This window comes from Streptomyces sp. NPDC057939, from assembly GCF_042887545.1.
Classification (GTDB): domain Bacteria; phylum Actinomycetota; class Actinomycetes; order Streptomycetales; family Streptomycetaceae; genus Streptomyces.
Map to the genome: position 1 here is coordinate 1 of NZ_JBHVPG010000055.1, position 17,509 is coordinate 17,509.

The 17,509-nt window shown below is 73.1% G+C and carries 17 protein-coding genes and 1 pseudogene; 8 read left to right on the forward strand and 10 right to left on the reverse strand.

The genetic code is table 11. The annotated features are described in order from the left end of the window. Positions 1 to 231: 231 nt before the first annotated feature. The 4 genes from ACFVS6_RS35745 to ACFVS6_RS35760 form a co-directional block, all read right to left on the reverse strand. Positions 232 to 906, reverse strand: coding sequence for a DUF4360 domain-containing protein (locus ACFVS6_RS35745; RefSeq protein WP_389710674.1), 675 nt, complete (start codon positions 904 to 906; stop codon positions 232 to 234). Positions 907 to 940: 34 nt separating this feature from the next. Next, a complete protein-coding gene (locus ACFVS6_RS35750; protein ID WP_389710676.1) occupies positions 941 to 1,603 on the reverse strand; it encodes a DUF4360 domain-containing protein in 663 nt (220 codons plus the stop codon). 492 nt (positions 1,604 to 2,095) lie between these two features. Next, positions 2,096 to 3,004 carry an SDR family oxidoreductase gene (locus tag ACFVS6_RS35755; RefSeq protein WP_389710678.1) on the reverse strand — a complete coding sequence of 303 codons (909 nt, stop codon included), beginning with the start codon at positions 3,002 to 3,004 and terminating at the stop codon, positions 2,096 to 2,098. A gap of 1 nt (position 3,005) precedes the next feature. Continuing rightward, positions 3,006 to 3,770, reverse strand: coding sequence for an SDR family oxidoreductase (locus ACFVS6_RS35760; protein WP_389710679.1), 765 nt, complete (start codon positions 3,768 to 3,770; stop codon positions 3,006 to 3,008). Positions 3,771 to 3,826: 56 nt separating this feature from the next. Between ACFVS6_RS35760 and ACFVS6_RS35765 the strand changes: the two genes are divergently transcribed. The 5 genes and pseudogenes from ACFVS6_RS35765 to ACFVS6_RS35785 form a co-directional block, all read left to right on the forward strand. Then, complete coding sequence (locus ACFVS6_RS35765; protein ID WP_389710681.1) at positions 3,827 to 4,576, forward strand: enoyl-CoA hydratase family protein; 750 nt, start codon at positions 3,827 to 3,829, stop codon at positions 4,574 to 4,576. Continuing rightward, entirely contained in the window at positions 4,573 to 5,424 is an 852-nt protein-coding gene (locus ACFVS6_RS35770; RefSeq protein WP_389710683.1) for a CoA transferase subunit A, read from the forward strand. Before ACFVS6_RS35765 ends, ACFVS6_RS35770 begins: the two co-directional genes overlap by 4 nt. Further along, positions 5,421 to 6,212 carry a CoA-transferase subunit beta gene (locus ACFVS6_RS35775; RefSeq protein ID WP_389710685.1) on the forward strand — a complete coding sequence of 264 codons (792 nt, stop codon included), beginning with the start codon at positions 5,421 to 5,423 and terminating at the stop codon, positions 6,210 to 6,212. Before ACFVS6_RS35770 ends, ACFVS6_RS35775 begins: the two co-directional genes overlap by 4 nt. 4 nt (positions 6,213 to 6,216) lie before the next feature. Continuing rightward, positions 6,217 to 7,302: an NAD(P)H-dependent flavin oxidoreductase gene (locus ACFVS6_RS35780; protein ID WP_389710687.1), complete on the forward strand. Its 1,086-nt coding sequence runs from the start codon at positions 6,217 to 6,219 to the stop codon at positions 7,300 to 7,302. 30 nt (positions 7,303 to 7,332) lie between these two features. Continuing rightward, positions 7,333 to 8,250 (forward strand): annotated as a pseudogene (locus ACFVS6_RS35785) (tyrosine-protein phosphatase); the annotation flags it as partial. 118 nt (positions 8,251 to 8,368) lie between these two features. On the opposite strand, the gene ACFVS6_RS35790 reads toward ACFVS6_RS35785, so the two are convergent. From ACFVS6_RS35790 to ACFVS6_RS35815, 6 genes are all read right to left on the reverse strand, one after another. Continuing rightward, positions 8,369 to 10,051: a DEAD/DEAH box helicase gene (locus tag ACFVS6_RS35790; RefSeq protein ID WP_389710689.1), complete on the reverse strand. Its 1,683-nt coding sequence runs from the start codon at positions 10,049 to 10,051 to the stop codon at positions 8,369 to 8,371. 123 nt (positions 10,052 to 10,174) lie between these two features. Next, the gene (locus ACFVS6_RS35795; RefSeq protein WP_030010141.1) at positions 10,175 to 10,378 is read right to left on the reverse strand and encodes a cold-shock protein; all 204 of its coding nucleotides are present in this window, start codon (positions 10,376 to 10,378) and stop codon (positions 10,175 to 10,177) included. A 242-nt stretch (positions 10,379 to 10,620) separates the two neighbouring features. Next, positions 10,621 to 11,778, reverse strand: coding sequence for an acetyl-CoA C-acetyltransferase (locus ACFVS6_RS35800; protein WP_389710690.1), 1,158 nt, complete (start codon positions 11,776 to 11,778; stop codon positions 10,621 to 10,623). Between the two features lie 19 nt (positions 11,779 to 11,797). Continuing rightward, the gene (locus ACFVS6_RS35805; protein WP_281210881.1) at positions 11,798 to 12,436 is read right to left on the reverse strand and encodes a TetR/AcrR family transcriptional regulator; all 639 of its coding nucleotides are present in this window, start codon (positions 12,434 to 12,436) and stop codon (positions 11,798 to 11,800) included. A gap of 15 nt (positions 12,437 to 12,451) precedes the next feature. Next, a complete protein-coding gene (locus ACFVS6_RS35810; RefSeq protein ID WP_389710693.1) occupies positions 12,452 to 13,234 on the reverse strand; it encodes an SDR family oxidoreductase in 783 nt (260 codons plus the stop codon). Next, positions 13,231 to 14,379: an acyl-CoA dehydrogenase family protein gene (locus tag ACFVS6_RS35815; protein WP_389710695.1), complete on the reverse strand. Its 1,149-nt coding sequence runs from the start codon at positions 14,377 to 14,379 to the stop codon at positions 13,231 to 13,233. The genes ACFVS6_RS35810 and ACFVS6_RS35815 overlap by 4 nt, the downstream gene beginning before the upstream one ends. 46 nt (positions 14,380 to 14,425) lie before the next feature. Here ACFVS6_RS35815 and ACFVS6_RS35820 point away from each other — a divergent pair, with 46 nt between their 5' ends. The 3 genes from ACFVS6_RS35820 to ACFVS6_RS35830 are packed head-to-tail and all read left to right on the forward strand — an operon-like array spanning position 14,426 to position 17,417. Further along, on the forward strand, positions 14,426 to 15,277 hold the full coding sequence (locus ACFVS6_RS35820; protein WP_389710697.1) for an enoyl-CoA hydratase: 852 nt from the start codon (positions 14,426 to 14,428) through the stop codon (positions 15,275 to 15,277). Then, complete coding sequence (locus ACFVS6_RS35825; RefSeq protein ID WP_389710699.1) at positions 15,277 to 16,422, forward strand: acyl-CoA dehydrogenase family protein; 1,146 nt, start codon at positions 15,277 to 15,279, stop codon at positions 16,420 to 16,422. The genes ACFVS6_RS35820 and ACFVS6_RS35825 overlap by 1 nt, the downstream gene beginning before the upstream one ends. Beyond that, on the forward strand, positions 16,422 to 17,417 hold the full coding sequence (locus tag ACFVS6_RS35830; RefSeq protein ID WP_389710701.1) for an acyl-CoA dehydrogenase family protein: 996 nt from the start codon (positions 16,422 to 16,424) through the stop codon (positions 17,415 to 17,417). The genes ACFVS6_RS35825 and ACFVS6_RS35830 overlap by 1 nt, the downstream gene beginning before the upstream one ends. Positions 17,418 to 17,509 lie beyond the last annotated feature (92 nt).

Consider the following 17,509-nt stretch of genomic DNA (forward strand, 5'->3'; position numbering starts at 1 on the left):
CCCGCCGCCGCCCACGGGGGTGGCGCGGACGCCGGGGTGGCCGCGGCGAAGGGGGAGCCGCGGCGAAGGGGCCGCCCCGCGGCGCGGGCGGCCCCGGTGCGCCGCGGCGTGCACGGCGTGCGCCGTGGGCGTTCCCGGCGCATCGTGGGCGTCCCGCCCGTCGGCGTGGGCGGGACGCCCCGGGGTGGGGCGGGGCCGGTCGCACGTCGGCCCCGCCCCCGGCTCACGGCACTACGTCCGCGGCGCGGGGCACGCCTGCCAGGCGAGGTGGTACAGGGTGTTGACGCTGGCGTCGGTGGAGTCCATCGCCATGAAACTGGTCGCCTGCGGGTTGGAGGTGCCCGCATTCACGCGCAGTTCCGTATTGATGTTGAAATTGCGCTTTTCCCCGCAGGGCGCCCATACCAGGTCGGCGTATTCCGTCCTGTCGGTCGCCTGCCAGTTGTCGTTGAGGGGTCCGTTGAACTGATGCGTCCGCTGGGAAGTCTGGGGCATTCCCTGGAAGTAGTAGTTCGCCCTTTCCTGACCCGATGCCCCCGGTTGGAGGAATGCGAATCCGCGGTAGTCGGCCTGGACGATCGCGTAGGTGAAGCCGTTGGGCACGTGGACGCGGAGGTTGAGCTGACAGTTCTTGCGGAAGGCCGTCGGCGGGGCGCCGGGCCCGACCTGGGCGAGGTACTCGCTGTACGTGACGGTGAAGGCGGTGTTGTCCGGGGCCACGGCGACCTCGGCGGTGCCTTCGCGGCAGCCCGAGCCGTTCACGGTGGCGAGTTCGATCACGATCTTGTCGGGCGGCGCGGTGATCGGTCCCGATCCGGAGGCTCCGGCCGGCGTGGCGGTGGCGATCAGGGCGGCGGTGGCTCCGCCGATGAGCAGGGTGCGGGACAGCGAGGGGGACATCGTCATCACTCCTGACGGGGTCGGGGGTTGCCGTACTCGCTCACGCCGGTCGGCCCGCGGGGCATTCCTTCCACTCGAAGTGGTAGACCGTGCTGACGCTGCCGTCCGTGGAGTCCATGCTCATGAAGCTCGGGGCCTGCGGGTTCGACGTTCCTGCGTAGACCCGCAGTTCGGTGTTGACGTTGAGGTTGCGTTCCTCGCCGCAGGGCGCCCAGACGAGGTCGGCGTACTCGGTGCGGTCGCTCGCCTGCCAGTTGTCGCTGACGGGGCCGTTGAACTGGTGGGTGCTGCGGGCGGTCTGGGCCTGGCCCTGGAAGTAGTAGTTCGCGCGTTGCTGGCCGAAGGCGCCGCGCTGGAGGTGCGCGAAGCCGCGGTAGTCGGCCCGGGCGATGGCGTACGTGAAGCCCTGGGGGACGTGGATCCGCAGGGCGAGCTGACAGTTCTTGCGGAACTCGGTGCCGCCGGCGCCCGCCCCGGCCTGGGCGAGGTAGTTGCTGTACGTGACGGTGAACGCGGTGTTGTCGGGAGCCGCGGCGACCTCGGAGGTGCCCTGCGGACAACCCGATCCGTTCACCCCGACCACGTCGACGGTGACCCTTCCGGGCGGCGGGTTTTCCGGTGCGTCGGCCTGGACCGGTGCGGTCACGGCCATGGCGGCCAGCGCCAGGACCGCCGCGCCGGTGCAGAGTCTGCGGAGCTGCATTTGTTTTTCTCCATCCTGTGGGAACCACTGCCGAATTCGGCGTGGACATGCCACCACAGGGGGGAGGGAAGGGGAAGGACCCGATGTGGCCAATGACCGTGGGCCGCTTTTCCTGGCCGGATTCCGCGCGGGCGTCATCCGTCGTGTCACCCCGCCCAGCAGCCCGACCGCCCCGCGACGCCCGCCGAAGGCGCTCCGGCCGTTCCGGCGAAGATGTCCAGAAGCACCCGACGCGCCGCCGCGGCACGGCCCGGCGGCACGGCCGGCCGGCACGGGGCGCCGGCACGACACGGCGGCACGACCGCCGCGGCACGGCGCGGCTCGACCCCGGCCCTGCACGACCCGACCCGACCCGACCGCAGTGCGCCATCGACCGCGGTGCGCCATCGACCGCGGTGCGCCCGCGGTGGGGGCACGGCCCCGTACAGCACGGCGGGGCGCGGCCCGCACCGGACCGCGCCCCGCGCCTCCTGGTTCCGCCCGCCCGGGCGGCTACCGCGCCCCGTACACCGGGTGCGGCGGTTCGGCGGCGGCCAGCAGCTTCGCCGCCGCCTCGCCCGCCTCGGCCGGTGTCCGGCGCGCCCCGCTGTCCGCGGTGGGGCCGGGGCGCCAGCCCTCCATGACGGTGATCCGGCCGCCCTCGGTCTCGAAGACCCGGCCCGTGACCCCGGCCGAGGCGTCGGAGCCGAGCCACACCACCAGCGGGGACACGTTCTCGGGAGCCATCGCGTCGAAGGCCCCGGCGGCCGGGGCGGCCATCGTCTCCGCGAAGGTCCGCTCGGTCATCCGGGTCCGGGCCGCAGGGGCGATGGCGTTGACCTGGACCCCGTACCGACCCATTTCGGCCGCGGCGACCAGGGTCATCCCGAGGATGCCCGCCTTGGCCGCGCTGTAGTTGCCCTGCCCGACGGAGCCGAGCAGTCCGGCCCCGGAGGAGGTGTTGACCACCCGCGCGGCCACCTGCCGACCGGCCTTCGCCTCCGCCCGCCACCAGGCGGCGGCCTCCCTCAGCGGCAGGAAGTGGCCCTTGAGGTGGACCCGTACGACCGCGTCCCAGTCGTCCTCGCCGAGGTTGACCAGCATCCGGTCCCGCAGGAACCCGGCGTTGTTGACGAGGGTGTCAAGCCGGCCGAAGGCGGACACCGCGCACTCCACCAGGGAGGCCGCGCCGGCGCCGGTCGCGATGTCCCCGCCGTGCGCGACCGCCTCCCCGCCCCGCTCCCGGATCTCGGCCACGACCCGGGCCGCGGGCCCGTCCGTCTCCGGGTGCCCGTCGAGCCCGACGCCCAGGTCGTTGACGACGACCCGGGCCCCTTCCGCCGCGAAGGCCAGGGCGTGGGCCCGGCCCAGCCCCCGTCCCGCGCCCGTCACGACGACCACACGTCCGTCCGCCATGCCCATATCAGCTCTCCTTGTTGACAGTTGCCGCATCGAGGAACGCCGGACGTTCGCCGCCGCCGTGCACCAGCAGGCTCGCCCCGCTCACGTAGGCGGCCCGGTCCGAGGCGAGGAACACCGCCGCCTCCCCCACGTCCGAGGGCTCGGCCAGCCGACCCAGGGGCACGGTCGCGCCGACCGCGGCGACACCGGCCTCGTCGCCGTAGTGCAGGTGCGACAGTTCGGTCCGCACCATGCCCAGGACCAGCGAGTTGACCCGTACGTCGGGCGCCCATTCCACGGCCATCGACCGGGCCAGGTTCTCCAGGCCCGCCTTGGCGGCCCCGTACGCCGCCGTACCCGGTGAGGGCCGGGTGCCGCTGACGCTGCCGATCATCACGACCGAGCCGCGCGCCGCGCGCAGCCACGGGTGGGCCGCGAGCGAGGCCGTCAGCGGGGCCACCAGGTTGAGGTCGACGACGCGCGCGTGCCGCTCGGCCTCCCCTTCGCCCAGCAGCCGGTACGGGGTGCCGCCCGCGTTGTTGACCAGGCAGTCGAGCCGCCCGTACCGCTCGGCGACCCCGGCGAAGAACTCCCGTACGGCGTCCGGATCGCGCAGGTCGAGGGCGGCGAAATCGGCCTGCCGGCCGTCCGCCCCGACCGGCTCGGTGGGCGGGCGCCGCGCGCAGACGACGACCCGCGCGCCCGCCGCGAGGAACGAGCGGGCGATCCCGGCGCCGACGCCCCGGGTTCCGCCCGTGACGACGACGACCCTCCCATTGAGCTCCATCGGCTGCTACCTTCCTCACCTAACAAATGTTTGGTGGAAAGGTAGCTGATCCGCTCATGGGTGTCTCCACCTCCAGCCCGGACAAGGGCATCGCACTCGTCACAGTCGACTTCCCACCCGTCAACGCGCTGCCCGTGCAGGGCTGGTACGACCTCGCCGACGCCCTGCGCGCGGCCGGCCGCGACCCCGCGGTCCGGTGCGTCGTCCTCGCCGCCGGGGGCCGCGGCTTCAACGCCGGCGTCGACATCAAGGAGATGCAGCGCGACACCGGGCACGCCTCCCTCATCGGGGCCAACCGCGGCTGCGCCGAGGCGTTCGCCGCCGTCTACGAGTGCGAGGTCCCCGTCGTCGCGGCCGTGCACGGCTTCTGCCTCGGCGGCGGCATCGGCCTGGTGGGCAACGCCGACGCGATCGTCGCCTCGGACGACGCCACCTTCGGGCTGCCCGAACTGGACCGGGGCGCCCTCGGCGCCGCCACCCACCTGGCCCGGCTGGTCCCCCAGCACCTGATGCGCACCCTCTACTACACCTCCCGCACCGCGACCGCCGCCGAACTGCACGCGCACGGCTCGGTCTGGAAGGTGGTGCCGCGCGAGGAGGTGCGGGACGCGGCCCTGGAACTGGCCGCCGAGATCGCGCGGAAGGACGGCTACCTGATCCGCCTCGCCAAGGCCGCCATCAACGGCATCGACCCCGTGGACGTGCGCCGCAGCTACCGCTTCGAGCAGGGCTTCACCTTCGAGGCCAACCTCAGCGGTGTCGCCGACCGGGTCCGCGACACCTTCGGGAAGGAAGGGACGGCGTGAGCGACAAGACGATGACCCCCGAGGAGGTGGTCGGCCGGCTGAGCAGCGGCATGACCATCGGCATCGGCGGCTGGGGCTCCCGGCGCAAGCCGATGGCCCTGGTGCGGGCACTGCTCCGTTCCGGGATCACCGATCTCACCGTGGTGTCCTACGGTGGCCCCGACGTCGGGCTGCTCGCCGCCGCCGGCCGGATCCGCCGGCTGGTCGCCCCCTTCGTCACCCTCGACTCCATCCCGCTGGAGCCGCACTTCCGGGCCGCCCGCGAGAGCGGCGCCCTCACCCTCACCGAGCTCGACGAGGCCATGTTCATGTGGGGCCTGCACGCCGCCGCGAACCGGCTGCCCTTCCTGCCCGTCCGCGCCGGACTCGGCTCCGACGTGATGCGGGTCAATCCCGAACTGCGCACCGTCACCTCCCCCTACGCCGACGGCGAGGAGTTCGTCGCCGTCCCCGCCCTGCGCATGGACGCCGCCCTGGTCCACCTCAACCGCGCCGACCGCCTGGGCAACGCCCAGTACCTGGGACCCGACCCGTACTTCGACGACCTGTTCTGCGAGGCCGCGGACACCGCGTACGTATCCTGCGAACAGCTCGTGGAGAGCGCCGAGCTGTCCAAGGCGGGCCCCCCGCAGTCCCTCCTCGTCAGCCGGCACGCGGTCACCGGGGTCGTGGAGACCCCGAACGGCGCCCACTTCACCTCCTGCGCCCCCGACTACGACCGCGACGAGGCCTTCCAGAAGCTCTACGCGTCCACCCCCTGGCCCGAGTTCCGCGCCCGCTTCCTGTCCGGGGCGGGCGAGCACGACTACCAGTCCGCCGTCCGGACCTGGCACGAGGAGCAGAGTTGAGCACCCAGCCCGGAGCCCCGTCCGACACCTCGGCCGACACCTCCCCCCGCGACCCCGCCGCCGCCCCCGTCACCCGGGCCGAGTACTGCGTGATCGCCTGCGCCGAGGCCTGGCGCGACAACGGCGAGGTCCTGGCGAGCCCGATGGGCCTGATCCCCTCCATCGGGGCCCGGCTCGCGAAGCGGACGTTCTCCCCCGACCTGCTGCTCACCGACGGCGAGGCGATGCTGATCGGCCTCGACGGCACCCCCGAGGGCTGGCTCCCCTACCGCCGTCACCTGACGATGGTCACGGGCGGCAAGCGGCACGTGATGATGGGCGCGAGCCAGATCGACCGGTTCGGCAACCAGAACATCTCCTGCATCGGCGACTGGGAACGGCCGACCCGCCAGCTCCTGGGGGTGCGGGGAGCACCCGTCAACACCCTCAACAACCCGGTGAGCTACTGGATCCCCAAGCACTCGACCCGGGTCTTCGTCGAACGCGTCGACATGGTCAGCGGGGTCGGCCACGACCGGGCCGAGGCGGCCGGGGTGACCCGCTTCCACCGGCTGCCCCGGGTCGTCAGCGACCTCGGGGTGTTCGACTTCGCCGGACCGGACCGCTCGATGCGCCTGGTCTCCGTGCACCCGGGGGTGGACGTCGACCAGGTCCGCGCCGCCACCGGCTTCGAGTTGGCGGTGACCGGGGAGGTCCCGTACACGCGGGAACCGTCGCCGGGGGAACTGCGACTGATCCGCGAGGTGATCGACCCCCAGGGGTTGCGCGACCGCGAAGTGCGGGGCTGACGCCGTGGAGACGGCGTTCACGAAGCTGGTCGGGGTCCGCCACCCGATCGTGCAGACCGGCATGGGTTGGGTGGCCGGGCCGCGCCTGGTGTCGGCGGCGGCGAACGCGGGCGCCCTCGGCGTCCTGGCCTCGGCGACGATGACGGTGGACCAGCTGCGCTCGGCGGTGCGGGAGGTCCGCTCCCGCACGGACGCGCCCTTCGGGGTCAACCTGCGGACGGACGCCGGGGACGCCGCCGAGCGGGTGGAACTGATCGTCGCCGAGGGCGTGAAGGTCGCCTCCTTCGCCCTCGCCCCGTCCCGGGAGCTGATCGCCCGGCTGAAGGACGCGGGCGTCGTCGTCATCCCCTCGATCGGTGCCCGCCGGCACGCCGAGAAGGTCGCCGGCTGGGGCGCGGACGCGGTGATCGTGCAGGGCGGCGAGGGCGGCGGTCACACCGGGGACGTGGCGACGACGGTGTTGCTGCCGCAGGTGGTCGACGCGGTGGACATCCCCGTGATCGCCGCCGGCGGCTTCCACGACGGCCGGGGCCTGGTCGCGGCGCTCGCCTACGGGGCGGCCGGGATCGCCATGGGCACCCGCTTCCTGCTGACCTCGGACTCGACCGTCCCGGACGCCGTGAAGGCCGAGTACCTGAAGGCCACGGTGAAGGACGTCACCGTCACCACGGCCGTCGACGGGATGCCGCACCGGATGCTGCGCACCGAACTGGTCGACGCCCTGGAGCGGTCGGGGCGCGCCCGGGCGCTGGCGCGGGCCGTGCGGCACGCGGCCGGTTTCCGGAAGCTGTCGGGACTGTCGTGGTCCGCGATGGTCCGCGACGGCCTGGCGATGAAGCACGGCAAGGACCTGTCCTGGAGCCAGGTCCTGCTCGCCGCGAACACCCCCATGCTCCTCAAGGCGTCCATGGTCGAGGGTCGTACGGACCTCGGCGTCATGGCATCCGGCCAGGTCGCGGGGGTGATCGAGGATCTGCCGTCCTGCGCGGACCTCGTCGACCGCGTCATGGCCGAGGCACACGGCGTGCTGGACCGTCTGTACGGACACGGCGGTCCGCACGTGCTCGGCACCCTGCCACCACCAGGGTGATCCCCCTTCTCCGTCACAGGAGTCGCCCACATGAGCCGTGCCCGAATCCGTCTGGTGATCGCGGCGGCCGCCGCCGTGCTCGCCGCCGGAACCCTGCCCGCCTCCGCGTCCGCGCAGGCGGCGCCCGGAGCCGGGGTCAGTGCCCGGCACCACCAGCCGCGCTGGCAACCGTCGGCTGAAACGATTCGTCAGATTCCTCTCCAGGGCGCCGTCAACGTCCGGGACATCGGCGGCCACCGCACCTACACCGGTGGTCAGGTCCGCCAGGGGCTCGTCTACCGCTCCGACGCCCTGAGCAAGCTGACCGCGACGGACATCACCACCGTCGCCGGTCTCGGCCTCACGAAGGCCATCGACTTCCGCATCCCGATGGAGGTCCAGTACGACGGCGCCGACAAGCTGCCGCCCGGCCTGTCCGCCACCGCCCGCCCGATCAGCGACCTGGGCCTGTACGGGACCCTCGTCGGCGCGATCGGCAGCGGCGACCCCGTCAAGCAGGAACAGATGTTGGGCGGTGGCCGCGCCGAGGCCTACATGCGGGACATCTACCGCACCTTCGTGACGAGCCCCGAGAACCGGGCGCAGTTCGCGGCCACGCTGCGGGAGATCGCCAACGGCGGCCAGGGGCCGCTGCTGTACCACTGCACGTCCGGCAAGGACCGTACGGGTTGGATGAGTTACGTCCTGCTGCGCGCCCTGGCCGTGCCCGAGGCGACCGCCGAACGCGACTACCTGGCCTCGAACACCTTCCGCGGTGCCTACGACGCCCAGGTCCGCGCGGGCCTCAAGCAGTCCGGTCGGATGCAGAACCCCGACCTGCTGATCCCGCTCCAGGAGGTCCGTCAGGACTACCTGGACGCCTCGACCGCCCAGATGGAGGCCGACTACGGCAGCTTCTACGGCTACCTGACGCAGGGCCTCGGCCTGGACCTGCGGACGCTGGCGAAGCTCCAGTCAATTTGGGTCCGGTACCCCCCCGGGCCCCCGGGCCCGCACGCCGCCACGGGGCGGGGCGGCGCGTGTGGCGCCGCCCGGCCCCGTGGTACGTCGTTACGTCGCCCGGAGGTCAGACCGCCCGGCGGCGGCCCTGGCCGGCGGAGCCGACCCGGCTGCGCGCGGACGCGGCGGCCGCGCCGCCGGAGGCACCGCCCCCGGTGCGCCGGCCCTGACCGGTGGAACCACCGGTTCCACCGCCCTGACCGCCCTGACCGCGACGGGCCTGGCCCGCACCGGCCGCGGGGGCCTGCCCGGTGGCGCCCGAACCGGCGCGACGGCCGCGGCCGCCCGCCGCCGGGGCGCCGCCCGCGGCGCCACCGGTGCGCGGGGCACCGGAACGACGGCGCGAACCGCCGCCGTTGCCGTTGCCCGAGCCGGTGCGCTGCTTCGGCGGGGTCGCCTGCGGCACCTCCAGCACCACGGGGATGCCCGAGGGCGCCTTGGCGCCGGTGAGGCGGGCCAGCTCCTCGTCGGAGGACTTGATCTGCGCGGTGCGCGGCGAGATGCCGGCGTCCGACATCAGGCGGGTCATGTCGCGCTTCTGGTCGGGGAGCACCAGGGTGACGACGCTGCCGGACTCGCCGGCGCGGGCGGTGCGGCCGCCGCGGTGCAGGTAGTCCTTGTGGTCGGTGGGCGGGTCCACGTTGACGACGAGGTCGAGGTCGTCGATGTGGATGCCGCGCGCGGCCACGTTGGTGGCGACCAGCGCGGTGACCTCGCCCGTCTTGAACCAGTCGAGGGTGCGGTTGCGCTGCGGCTGCGAGCGGCCGCCGTGCAGGCCGGAGGCCCGTACGCCGTCGGCGAGGAGCTTCTTGACCATGCGGTCGACCCCGCGCTTGGTGTCGACGAACATGATCACCCGGCCGTCGCGAGCGGCTATGCGCGTCGCCACGGCCTTCTTGTCGGTCTCGTCCATGACGTACAGGACGTGGTGCTCCATGGTGGTGACCGCGCCGGCCGACGGGTCGACGGAGTGGCCGACCGGGTCGTGCAGGAACATCTTGACGAGCTTGTCGATGTTCTTGTCGAGCGTCGCCGAGAACAGCATGGTCTGGCCCTCGGGCTCGACCTGCTTGAGGAGCGCGGTGACCTGCGGCATGAAGCCCATGTCGGTCATCTGGTCGGCCTCGTCGAGGACCGTGATGGAGACCTGGGAGAGGTCGGCGTCACCGCGGTCGATGAGGTCCTTCAGACGGCCGGGCGTGGCGACGAGGACCTCGGCGCCGCGGCGCAGGGCGCCGGACTGCCGGTTGATCGACATGCCGCCGACGACGGTCGCGATGCGCAGGTTGACGGCCGTGGCGTACGGGGCCAGGGCGTCGGTCACCTGCTGCGCGAGCTCGCGGGTCGGTACGAGGACCATCGCGAGCGGCGCCTTCGGCTGCGCGCGGCGGCCGGCGGTGCGGGAGAGCAGGGCCAGGCCGAAGGCCAGCGTCTTGCCGGAGCCGGTGCGGCCGCGGCCGAGCAGGTCACGGCCGGCGAGGGAGTTCGGCAGCGTCGCGGCCTGGATCGGGAAGGGTTCGGTCACACCCTGGGCGGCGAGGGTCTTCAGCAGCGCCTCGGGCATGTCCATGTCCTCGAATGCGGCGACCGGCGGCAGGGCCGGGGTCAGCGGTTCGGGCATGGTGAATTCTTGCGGCCGGGCCACGGGGGCGGACTTCTGCCGTCCCGCGCCAGCCTTCGGACGCCCCTGGGCCGTACCTCGACCCCGGGTGGGGCGGCGGCTGGGTCGTGCGGAGCTGGAGCTGGTCATGCGGAAAATGCCCTCCTGATACCGGCAGGTAAAACGCTGAGACGCGGTCTTGCAAACGCGGTCGAGACAGCAGACAAGCCGGGGCCCGCACCTCACGGCGCGGACCCCGGCATGCTGAAGAAATTAGGCGGGGATGATGTTCTCCGCCTGGGGGCCCTTCTGGCCCTGGGTGACGTCGAAGGACACGCGCTGGCCCTCCTGGAGCTCACGGAAGCCCTGGGTGGCGATGTTCGAGTAGTGGGCGAACACGTCCGGACCGCCACCGTCCTGCTCGATGAAGCCGAAGCCCTTTTCCGAGTTGAACCACTTCACGGTGCCAAGTGCCATTTTGAATCTCCTGAATAGGCGGCAAGGGCCCCATCCGGAGACTCCGGTAAAAACAATTAAAGCGCCTGTCGGAGCATTCCCGTCAGGCGCACATAAAGTTCATGGGTACCACAACTGCAACGAGCTCTAAGCTAGCACACGTCCGCCGGGGAGCGCTGCCCCGGGCGTGTGACCTGCCCCGGAAGGCTTCCGGAGCAGGTCGGGAGGGGTGGCGGGAAGCGGCCCGGGCGCGCGTCGGGGAGCTACAGCCGCTCGATGATCGTCACGTTGGCCTGTCCCCCGCCCTCGCACATGGTCTGGAGGCCCCAGCGGCCTCCGGTGCGTTCCAGTTCGTGCAGCAGGGTGGTCATCAGTTTGACGCCGGTGGCGCCCAGCGGGTGGCCGAGGGCGATGGCGCCGCCGTTGACGTTCACCCGGGAGGGGTCGGCTCCGGTCTCCTTGAGCCAGGCCAGGACCACGGGGGCGAAGGCCTCGTTGATCTCGACGAGGTCGATGTCGGCGAGCGACATGCCGGTCTTCTTCAGGGCGTGCGCGGTGGCCGGGATCGGCGCCGACAGCATCCGGATCGGGTCCTCGCCGCGTACGGACAGGTGGTGGATGCGGGCGCGGGGCCGCAGTCCGTGTTCGCGGACGGCCCGCTCGGAGGCGATCAGCATCGCCGCCGCCCCGTCGGAGACCTGGGAGGAGACGGCCGCGGTGATGGTGCCGCCCTCGACGACGGGCCTGAGACCGGCCATCTTCTCCAGGGTGGTGTCGCGGCGCGGACCCTCGTCGACGCGTACGTCCCCGTACGGCACGGTCTCCCGCTCGAAGCGGCCCTCGTCGATGGCCAGCAGGGCCCGCCGGTGGGAGCGCAGGGCGAACTCCTCCATGTCGCGGCGCGTGATGCCCCACTTCTCGGCGATCAGCTGGGCCCCGTGGAACTGGTTGACGGGGGCGTCGCCGTAGCGGGCGCGCCAGCCGGCGGAGCCGGCGTAGGGGCCCTCGGTGAGGCCCAGCGGCTCCGCCGCCTGTCGGGAGGCGAAGGCGATCGGGATCATCGACATGTTCTGGGTGCCGCCCGCGACCACCAGGTCCTGGGTGCCGGACAGGACGCCCTGGGCCGCGAAGTGCACGGCCTGCTGCGAGGAGCCGCACTGCCGGTCGACGGTGACGCCGGGCACCTCCTCCGGCAGGCCCGCCGCCAGCCAGGCCGTCCGGGCGATGTCCCCGGCCTGCGGTCCGACCGTGTCGAGGCAGCCGAACACGACGTCCTCGACGGCGGCCGGGTCGATCCCGGAGCGTTCGACCAGCGCCTTCAGCACGTGCGCGCCGAGATCGGCGGGGTGGACCGCGGACAGGCCGCCGCCGCGCCGCCCCACCGGGGTGCGGACCGCTTCGACTATGTAGGCCTCGGGCATCGGGTCTCCTCTGTTCGGGTCAGGTACGCAGGGCGATCCCGTCGAGCACCATGGACAGGTACTGGCGGGCGATCTCCTCGGGGCTGTGCTGTCCTCCGGGCCGGTACCAGGACGCCGCCACCCAGACCGTGTCGCGGACGAAGCGGTAGGTGAGGCGGATGTCGAGGTCGGCGCGGAAGACCTTGGCCGCGACCCCCCGCTCCAGCGTCCCGAGCCAGGCCTTCTCGAACTTCTGCTGCGAGTCGGAGAGGTAGTGGAAGCGGGGCTGGGCGGAGAGGGTGCGCGCTTCCTTCTGGTAGATGGCGACGGCGGCGCGGTGCCGGTCGATCTCCCGGAAGGACTCGGTGACGAGGGCCTCGATGGTCTCCCTGGGGCCGAGTCCGGCGGCCAGGACGGTGTCGTAGCCCTGCCAGAGTTCGTTCAGGAAGGCGGAGAGGATCTCGTCGAGCATCGATTCCTTGGAATCGAAGTGGTAGTAGAGGCTGCCGGCGAGCATGCCGGCGGCGTCGGCGATCTTCCGGACGGTGGTGGCGTTGTAGCCCTGTGCGGCGAAGACCTCGGCGGCGGTGTCGAGGAGTTCGCGGCGCCGCTCGGGTGACGCGGTCACCTGCGGCTTCTTCTTGGCGGTCTGCTGGTTCGTCGGCTTGTTCGTTGGCACGGGCCCATTCTCGGTCTACGCGTGCTGGCTGCTGACCGACACGGTCTCGCCCGTCATGTACGACGAGTAGCCGCTCGCCAGGAAGACGATGACGTTGGCGATCTCCCAGGGCTCGGCGTACCGGCCGAAGGCCTCGCGGGCGGTGAGTTCCGTGAGCAGTTCCTCGCTGGTGACCTTCACCAGGTGCGGGTGCATGGCCAGGCTGGGGGCGACCGCGTTGACGCGTACGCCGAAGTCCGCGGCCTCCAGGGCGGCGCAGCGGGTCAGGGCCATCACGCCGGCCTTGGCGGCGGCGTAGTGGGCCTGGCCCCGCTGGGCGCGCCAGCCGACGACGGAGGCGTTGTTGACGACGGCGCCGCCGCGACCGGAGGCCCTGAAGGAGCGCAGGGCGGCGCGGGTGCAGCGGAAGGTGCCGTTCAGGGTGACGTCGAGGACGCGGTCCCACTGTTCGTCGGTCATGTCGACGAGGTCGGCGGTGCCGCCGAGGCCGGCGTTGTTGACGACGACGTCGAGGCCGCCGTGGGTCTCCTCGGCGAGGGCGAACAGGGCGCGGACCTGTTCCTCGTCGGTGACGTCGCAGGGCAGGGAGGTGACGCGGGCGGCGCCGAACTCGGCGGCGAGGGCGTCCTCGGTCTCCTTGAGGCGGCGGGCGTGGGCGTCGCCGATGAGGACGCGGGCGCCCTCCTCCAGGAAGCGGCGGGCGGTGGCGCCGCCGATGCCGGCGCCCGCGGCGGCGGTGATGACGGCGGTGCGGTCCGTGAGGAGCCCGTGGGGGGCGACCTGGTCGGGAGCGTTCACGCCCGTACCTCCTTGGGAAGGCCGAGGATCCGCTCGGCGATGAGGTTGCGCTGGATCTCGTCGGAGCCGGCGTAGATGGTGTCGGCGCGGGAGAAGAGGAAGAGCCGCTGCCGGTCGTCGAGGTCGTACGGGTCCCCGTGCGCGCCGTTCGCGACGAGGGAGGCGGCGCCGAGCACCTCCATGGCGAGTTCGCCGAGGTCGCGGTGCCAGCGGGCCCAGTACAGCTTGGCGGTGGAGGGGGCGGTGCCGGGGCGTCGGGCGGTGGCGCGCATGGTCTCCAGGCCGATCCAGGCCTGGACGAGGCGGTCGCGGACCCGTGGGTCGGCGAGGGCGCCGTTGCGGCGGGCGAGGTCGGCGAGGTCTTCGAGTTCGCGGCGGAAGCCGACCTGCTGGCCGAGGGTGGAGACGCCGCGTTCGTAGCCGAGGGTGGCCATGGCGACGGCCCATCCGTCGCCGGGGGCGCCGACGACGTGGGAGGCGTCGGTGCGGGCGCCGTCGAAGAAGACCTCGTTGAACTCGGAGGTGCCGGTGAGCTGGGTGATGGGCCGGACCTCCACCCCGGGCTGGTCCATGGGGACCAGCAGGTAGGACAGGCCCCGGTGGCGGCGGGATCCCGGTTCGGTGCGGGCGAGGACGAAGCACCAGCGGGCCTCGTGGGCGAGGGAGGTCCAGGTCTTCTGTCCGTCCACGACCCAGGCGCCGTCCTGGAGGGCGGCGCGGGTGCGGACGCCCGCGAGGTCGGAGCCGGCGCCGGGTTCGCTGTAGCCCTGGCACCACAGTTCCTCGACCGCCCGGATGGCGGGCAGGAAGCGGCGTTGCTGTTCGCGGGTGCCGTGGGCGATGAGGGTGGGGCCGAGGAGTTGTTCGCCGATGTGGTTGACGCGGGCGGGGGCGTCGGCGAGGGCGTACTCCTCGTGGAAGGCGAGTTGTTCCTCGGTGCTCGCGCCGCGGCCTCCGTGGGCCTCGGGCCAGCCGAGGCAGGTCCAGCCGTGGGCCGCCATGTGCCGTTCCCAGGCGAGGCGTTCGGCGAAGGCCTCGTGTTCGCGGCCGGGTCCGCCGCGCCCCTTGAGGGCCGCGAACTCCCCGGTGAGGTGGGTGCGGAGCCAACTCCGGACCTCGGTGCGGAACTCCTCGACGCTGCTCATGGCCGTACGTTAACCTACCAAACACTTGTTAGGGAAGGATGTCGGTATGCCCGCTGACGACTCCGCCGCGCCGGTGCTCCACGAGCGCCGCGGCCCGGTCGCGTACGTGACCATGAACCGCCCCCGCTACCGCAACGCCCAGAACAGTGCGATGACCTACGCCCTGGACGAGGCCTTCTACCGGGCCGCCGACGACCCCGAGGTCAAGGTGATCGTCCTGGCCGGCGCCGGCGAGCACTTCTCCGCGGGCCACGACATCGGCACACCCGGGCGCGACGCCCACCTGCCCTTCGAGCGGCGGGCCGGACTGTGGTGGGACCACAGCACGCGGACCGGCGCCGAGTCCCGCTTCGCCCGGGAGTCCGAGGTGTACCTGGGGATGTGCCGGCGCTGGCGGGAACTGCCCAAGCCGGTGATCGCCTCGGTCCAGGGGGCGTGCGTGGCGGGCGGGCTGATGCTGGCCTGGGTGTGCGACCTGATCGTCGCCGGCGAGGACGCCTTCTTCGCGGACCCCGTGGTGCGGATGGGCATCCCGGGCGTCGAGTACTTCGCGCACCCGTGGGCGATGCCGCCCCGCATCGCGAAGGAGTTCCTGTACACCGGCGACCGGATGTCGGCCCGGCGCGCGTACGAGATCGGCATGGTCAACCGGGTCGTCGAACGGGACGCGCTGGCCGCCGAGACCGACCGGCTGGCCCTGCGGATCGCGGAGATGCCGGGCTTCGGACTGGCCCTGACCAAGCGGGCCGTCAACCAGGCCGAGGACCTCCAGGGCCTGCACGCCGGCATGGACTCGGTGTTCGGACTGCACCACCTGGCGCACTCCCACAACGCCGAGACGGCGGCGGACTCGCTCGGCGGCATGAACGTCGCCGCCATGAAGGAGGCGAACGGCTGATGGACCTCGATCACTCGGCGGACGTGGAGGCCTTCCGGGCCGAGGCCCGCACCTGGCTCCGGGCGCACGTCCCCGCCCGGCCCCTGCCCTCCCTGGAGACCGAGGAGGGCTTCGCCGCGCACCGCGCGTGGGAGGCCCTGCTGCACTCCGGCCGCTGGTCGGCGGTGTCCTGGCCCGAGGAGTACGGGGGCCGGGGCGCGGACATCGAGCGGTGGCTGGTCTTCGAGGAGGAGTACTGGGCGGCAGGCGCGCCCGGCCGGGTCGCACAGAACGGCATCAGCCTGCTCGCCCCCACCCTCTTCGACCACGCGAGCGCCGAGCAGCGGGCCCGCGTACTTCCCCCGATGGCGAGCGGCGAGGTGATCTGGGCGCAGGCCTGGTCGGAGCCGGAGTCCGGTTCGGACCTGGCGTCGCTGCGGTCGCGCGCCGTGCGCACCGAGGGCGGCTGGCTGCTGTCCGGGCAGAAGACGTGGTCCTCGCGGGCCGCTTTCGCGGACCGGGCCTTCGGCATCTTCCGCACGGACCCGGACGCCCCGAAACCGCACCAGGGGCTGACGTACCTGATGTTCGACCTGCGGGCGCCCGGCGTGACGGTGCGGCCCATCGGCCGGCTCGACGGGAAGCCGGCCTTCGCGGAGCTCTTCCTCGACGGGGTCTTCGTACCGGACGAGGACGTCATCGGGGAGCCCGGGCAGGGCTGGCGGATCGCCATGTCGACCACCGGGAACGAGCGCGGCCTGACCCTGCGCTCCCCCGGACGCTTCCTCGCGGCGGCGGGGCGCCTGGTGGACCTCTGGGAGCGGGCGGGCGATCCCGCCGACACCGCGCTGCGCGACCGGGTCGCGGACGCGGTGGTCGGGGCGCGCGCCTACGAACTGTTCACCTGGGCGGGCGCGACCCGCTTCGCGGCGGGCTCCGCGATAGGCGCCGAGTCCAGTCTGAACAAGGTGTTCTGGTCCCGGTACGACATCGCCCTGCACGAGACGGCCCTGGACCTGCTCGGTCCGGACGCCGAGCTGGCGGACGGCCCGTGGGCCGAACCGTGGGTGTTCTCGCTGGCCGGGCCGATCTACGCGGGCACCAACGAGATCCAGCGCGACATCATCGCCGAGCGGCTGCTCGGCCTCCCGAAGGGCCGCCGCTGATGCGCTTCCAGCCGACCGACGAGCAGTCGGACTTCGCCCGCACCCTGCGCTCCCTGCTCGGCGCGGCCGCCGTCCCGGCGACGGTACGGGCCTGGGCGGACGGGGACCACGGGCCGGGACGTGCGCTGTGGTCCCGGCTCGCGGAAACGGGCCTGTTCGCGCTGGCCGTGCCGGAGGCGTACGAGGAACTGGGGGGCCTGGGGCCGCTGCCGGTGGAACTGGCCCTGGGCTTCGTCGAGCTGGGGCGGGCGGGGGTGGCGGGGCCGGTCGTGGAGACCGCGGCCGCCTCGGTGCTGCTCGCCCGGCTGGGCGACGACGCGCAGGCGAAGCGCTTCCTGCCGGGAATGGTCTCGGGCGGGACCCTGGCCACGCTGACCCTGCCGGGCGGCTCCCCGTACGCCCTGGACGCCGACGCCGCCGCGTACCGGTTCACCGTGTCGGCGGCGGGCGAGCTGCGGCTCTCGGAGGGCCCCGGCGAACCGTTGGCCTCCCTGGACCCGGCCCGCCGGCTGTCGACGCCGGTGGGCGGCGAACTGCTCGCGGCGGGCCCGGCCGTCACCGCGGCGGCCGGGGAGGCGCTGCGCTGGGCACGGCTGCTGACGGCGGCGCAGTGCCTGGGCCTGGGCGAGGCCCTGCTGGCGGACACGGTGGAGTACGCGAAGCGGCGCACCCAGTTCGGAACGCCGATCGGTGGTTTCCAGGCGGTGAAGCACCGGTTGGCGGACACCCTGCTGGCACTGGAGTTCGCCCGGCCGCTGGTCTGGGCGGCGGCGCTGTCCCTGGAACCGGGCGAGGTCGCGGCGGCGAAGCTCACCGCCGGGGAGGCGGCGTACGCGGCTGCGATGACGGCGCTCCAGGTGCACGGCGCGATCGGCTACACCCAGGAGTTGGACCTGTCGCTGTGGCTGCGCAAGGCCCGCCCCCTGCGCGACGCCTGGGGCACCCCGGCCGCCTGCCGCACGGAGGTGCTCCGCAACCTCGGCCGGGGGGCGTAGTCCGGGGGCACGGCGGGGCGCCGTCCCCGGTACGGCCCGGGGGCGCGGCGTGCTCCGGCGCGCGGCCGGTGCGATCCGACCCGAACCGGCGG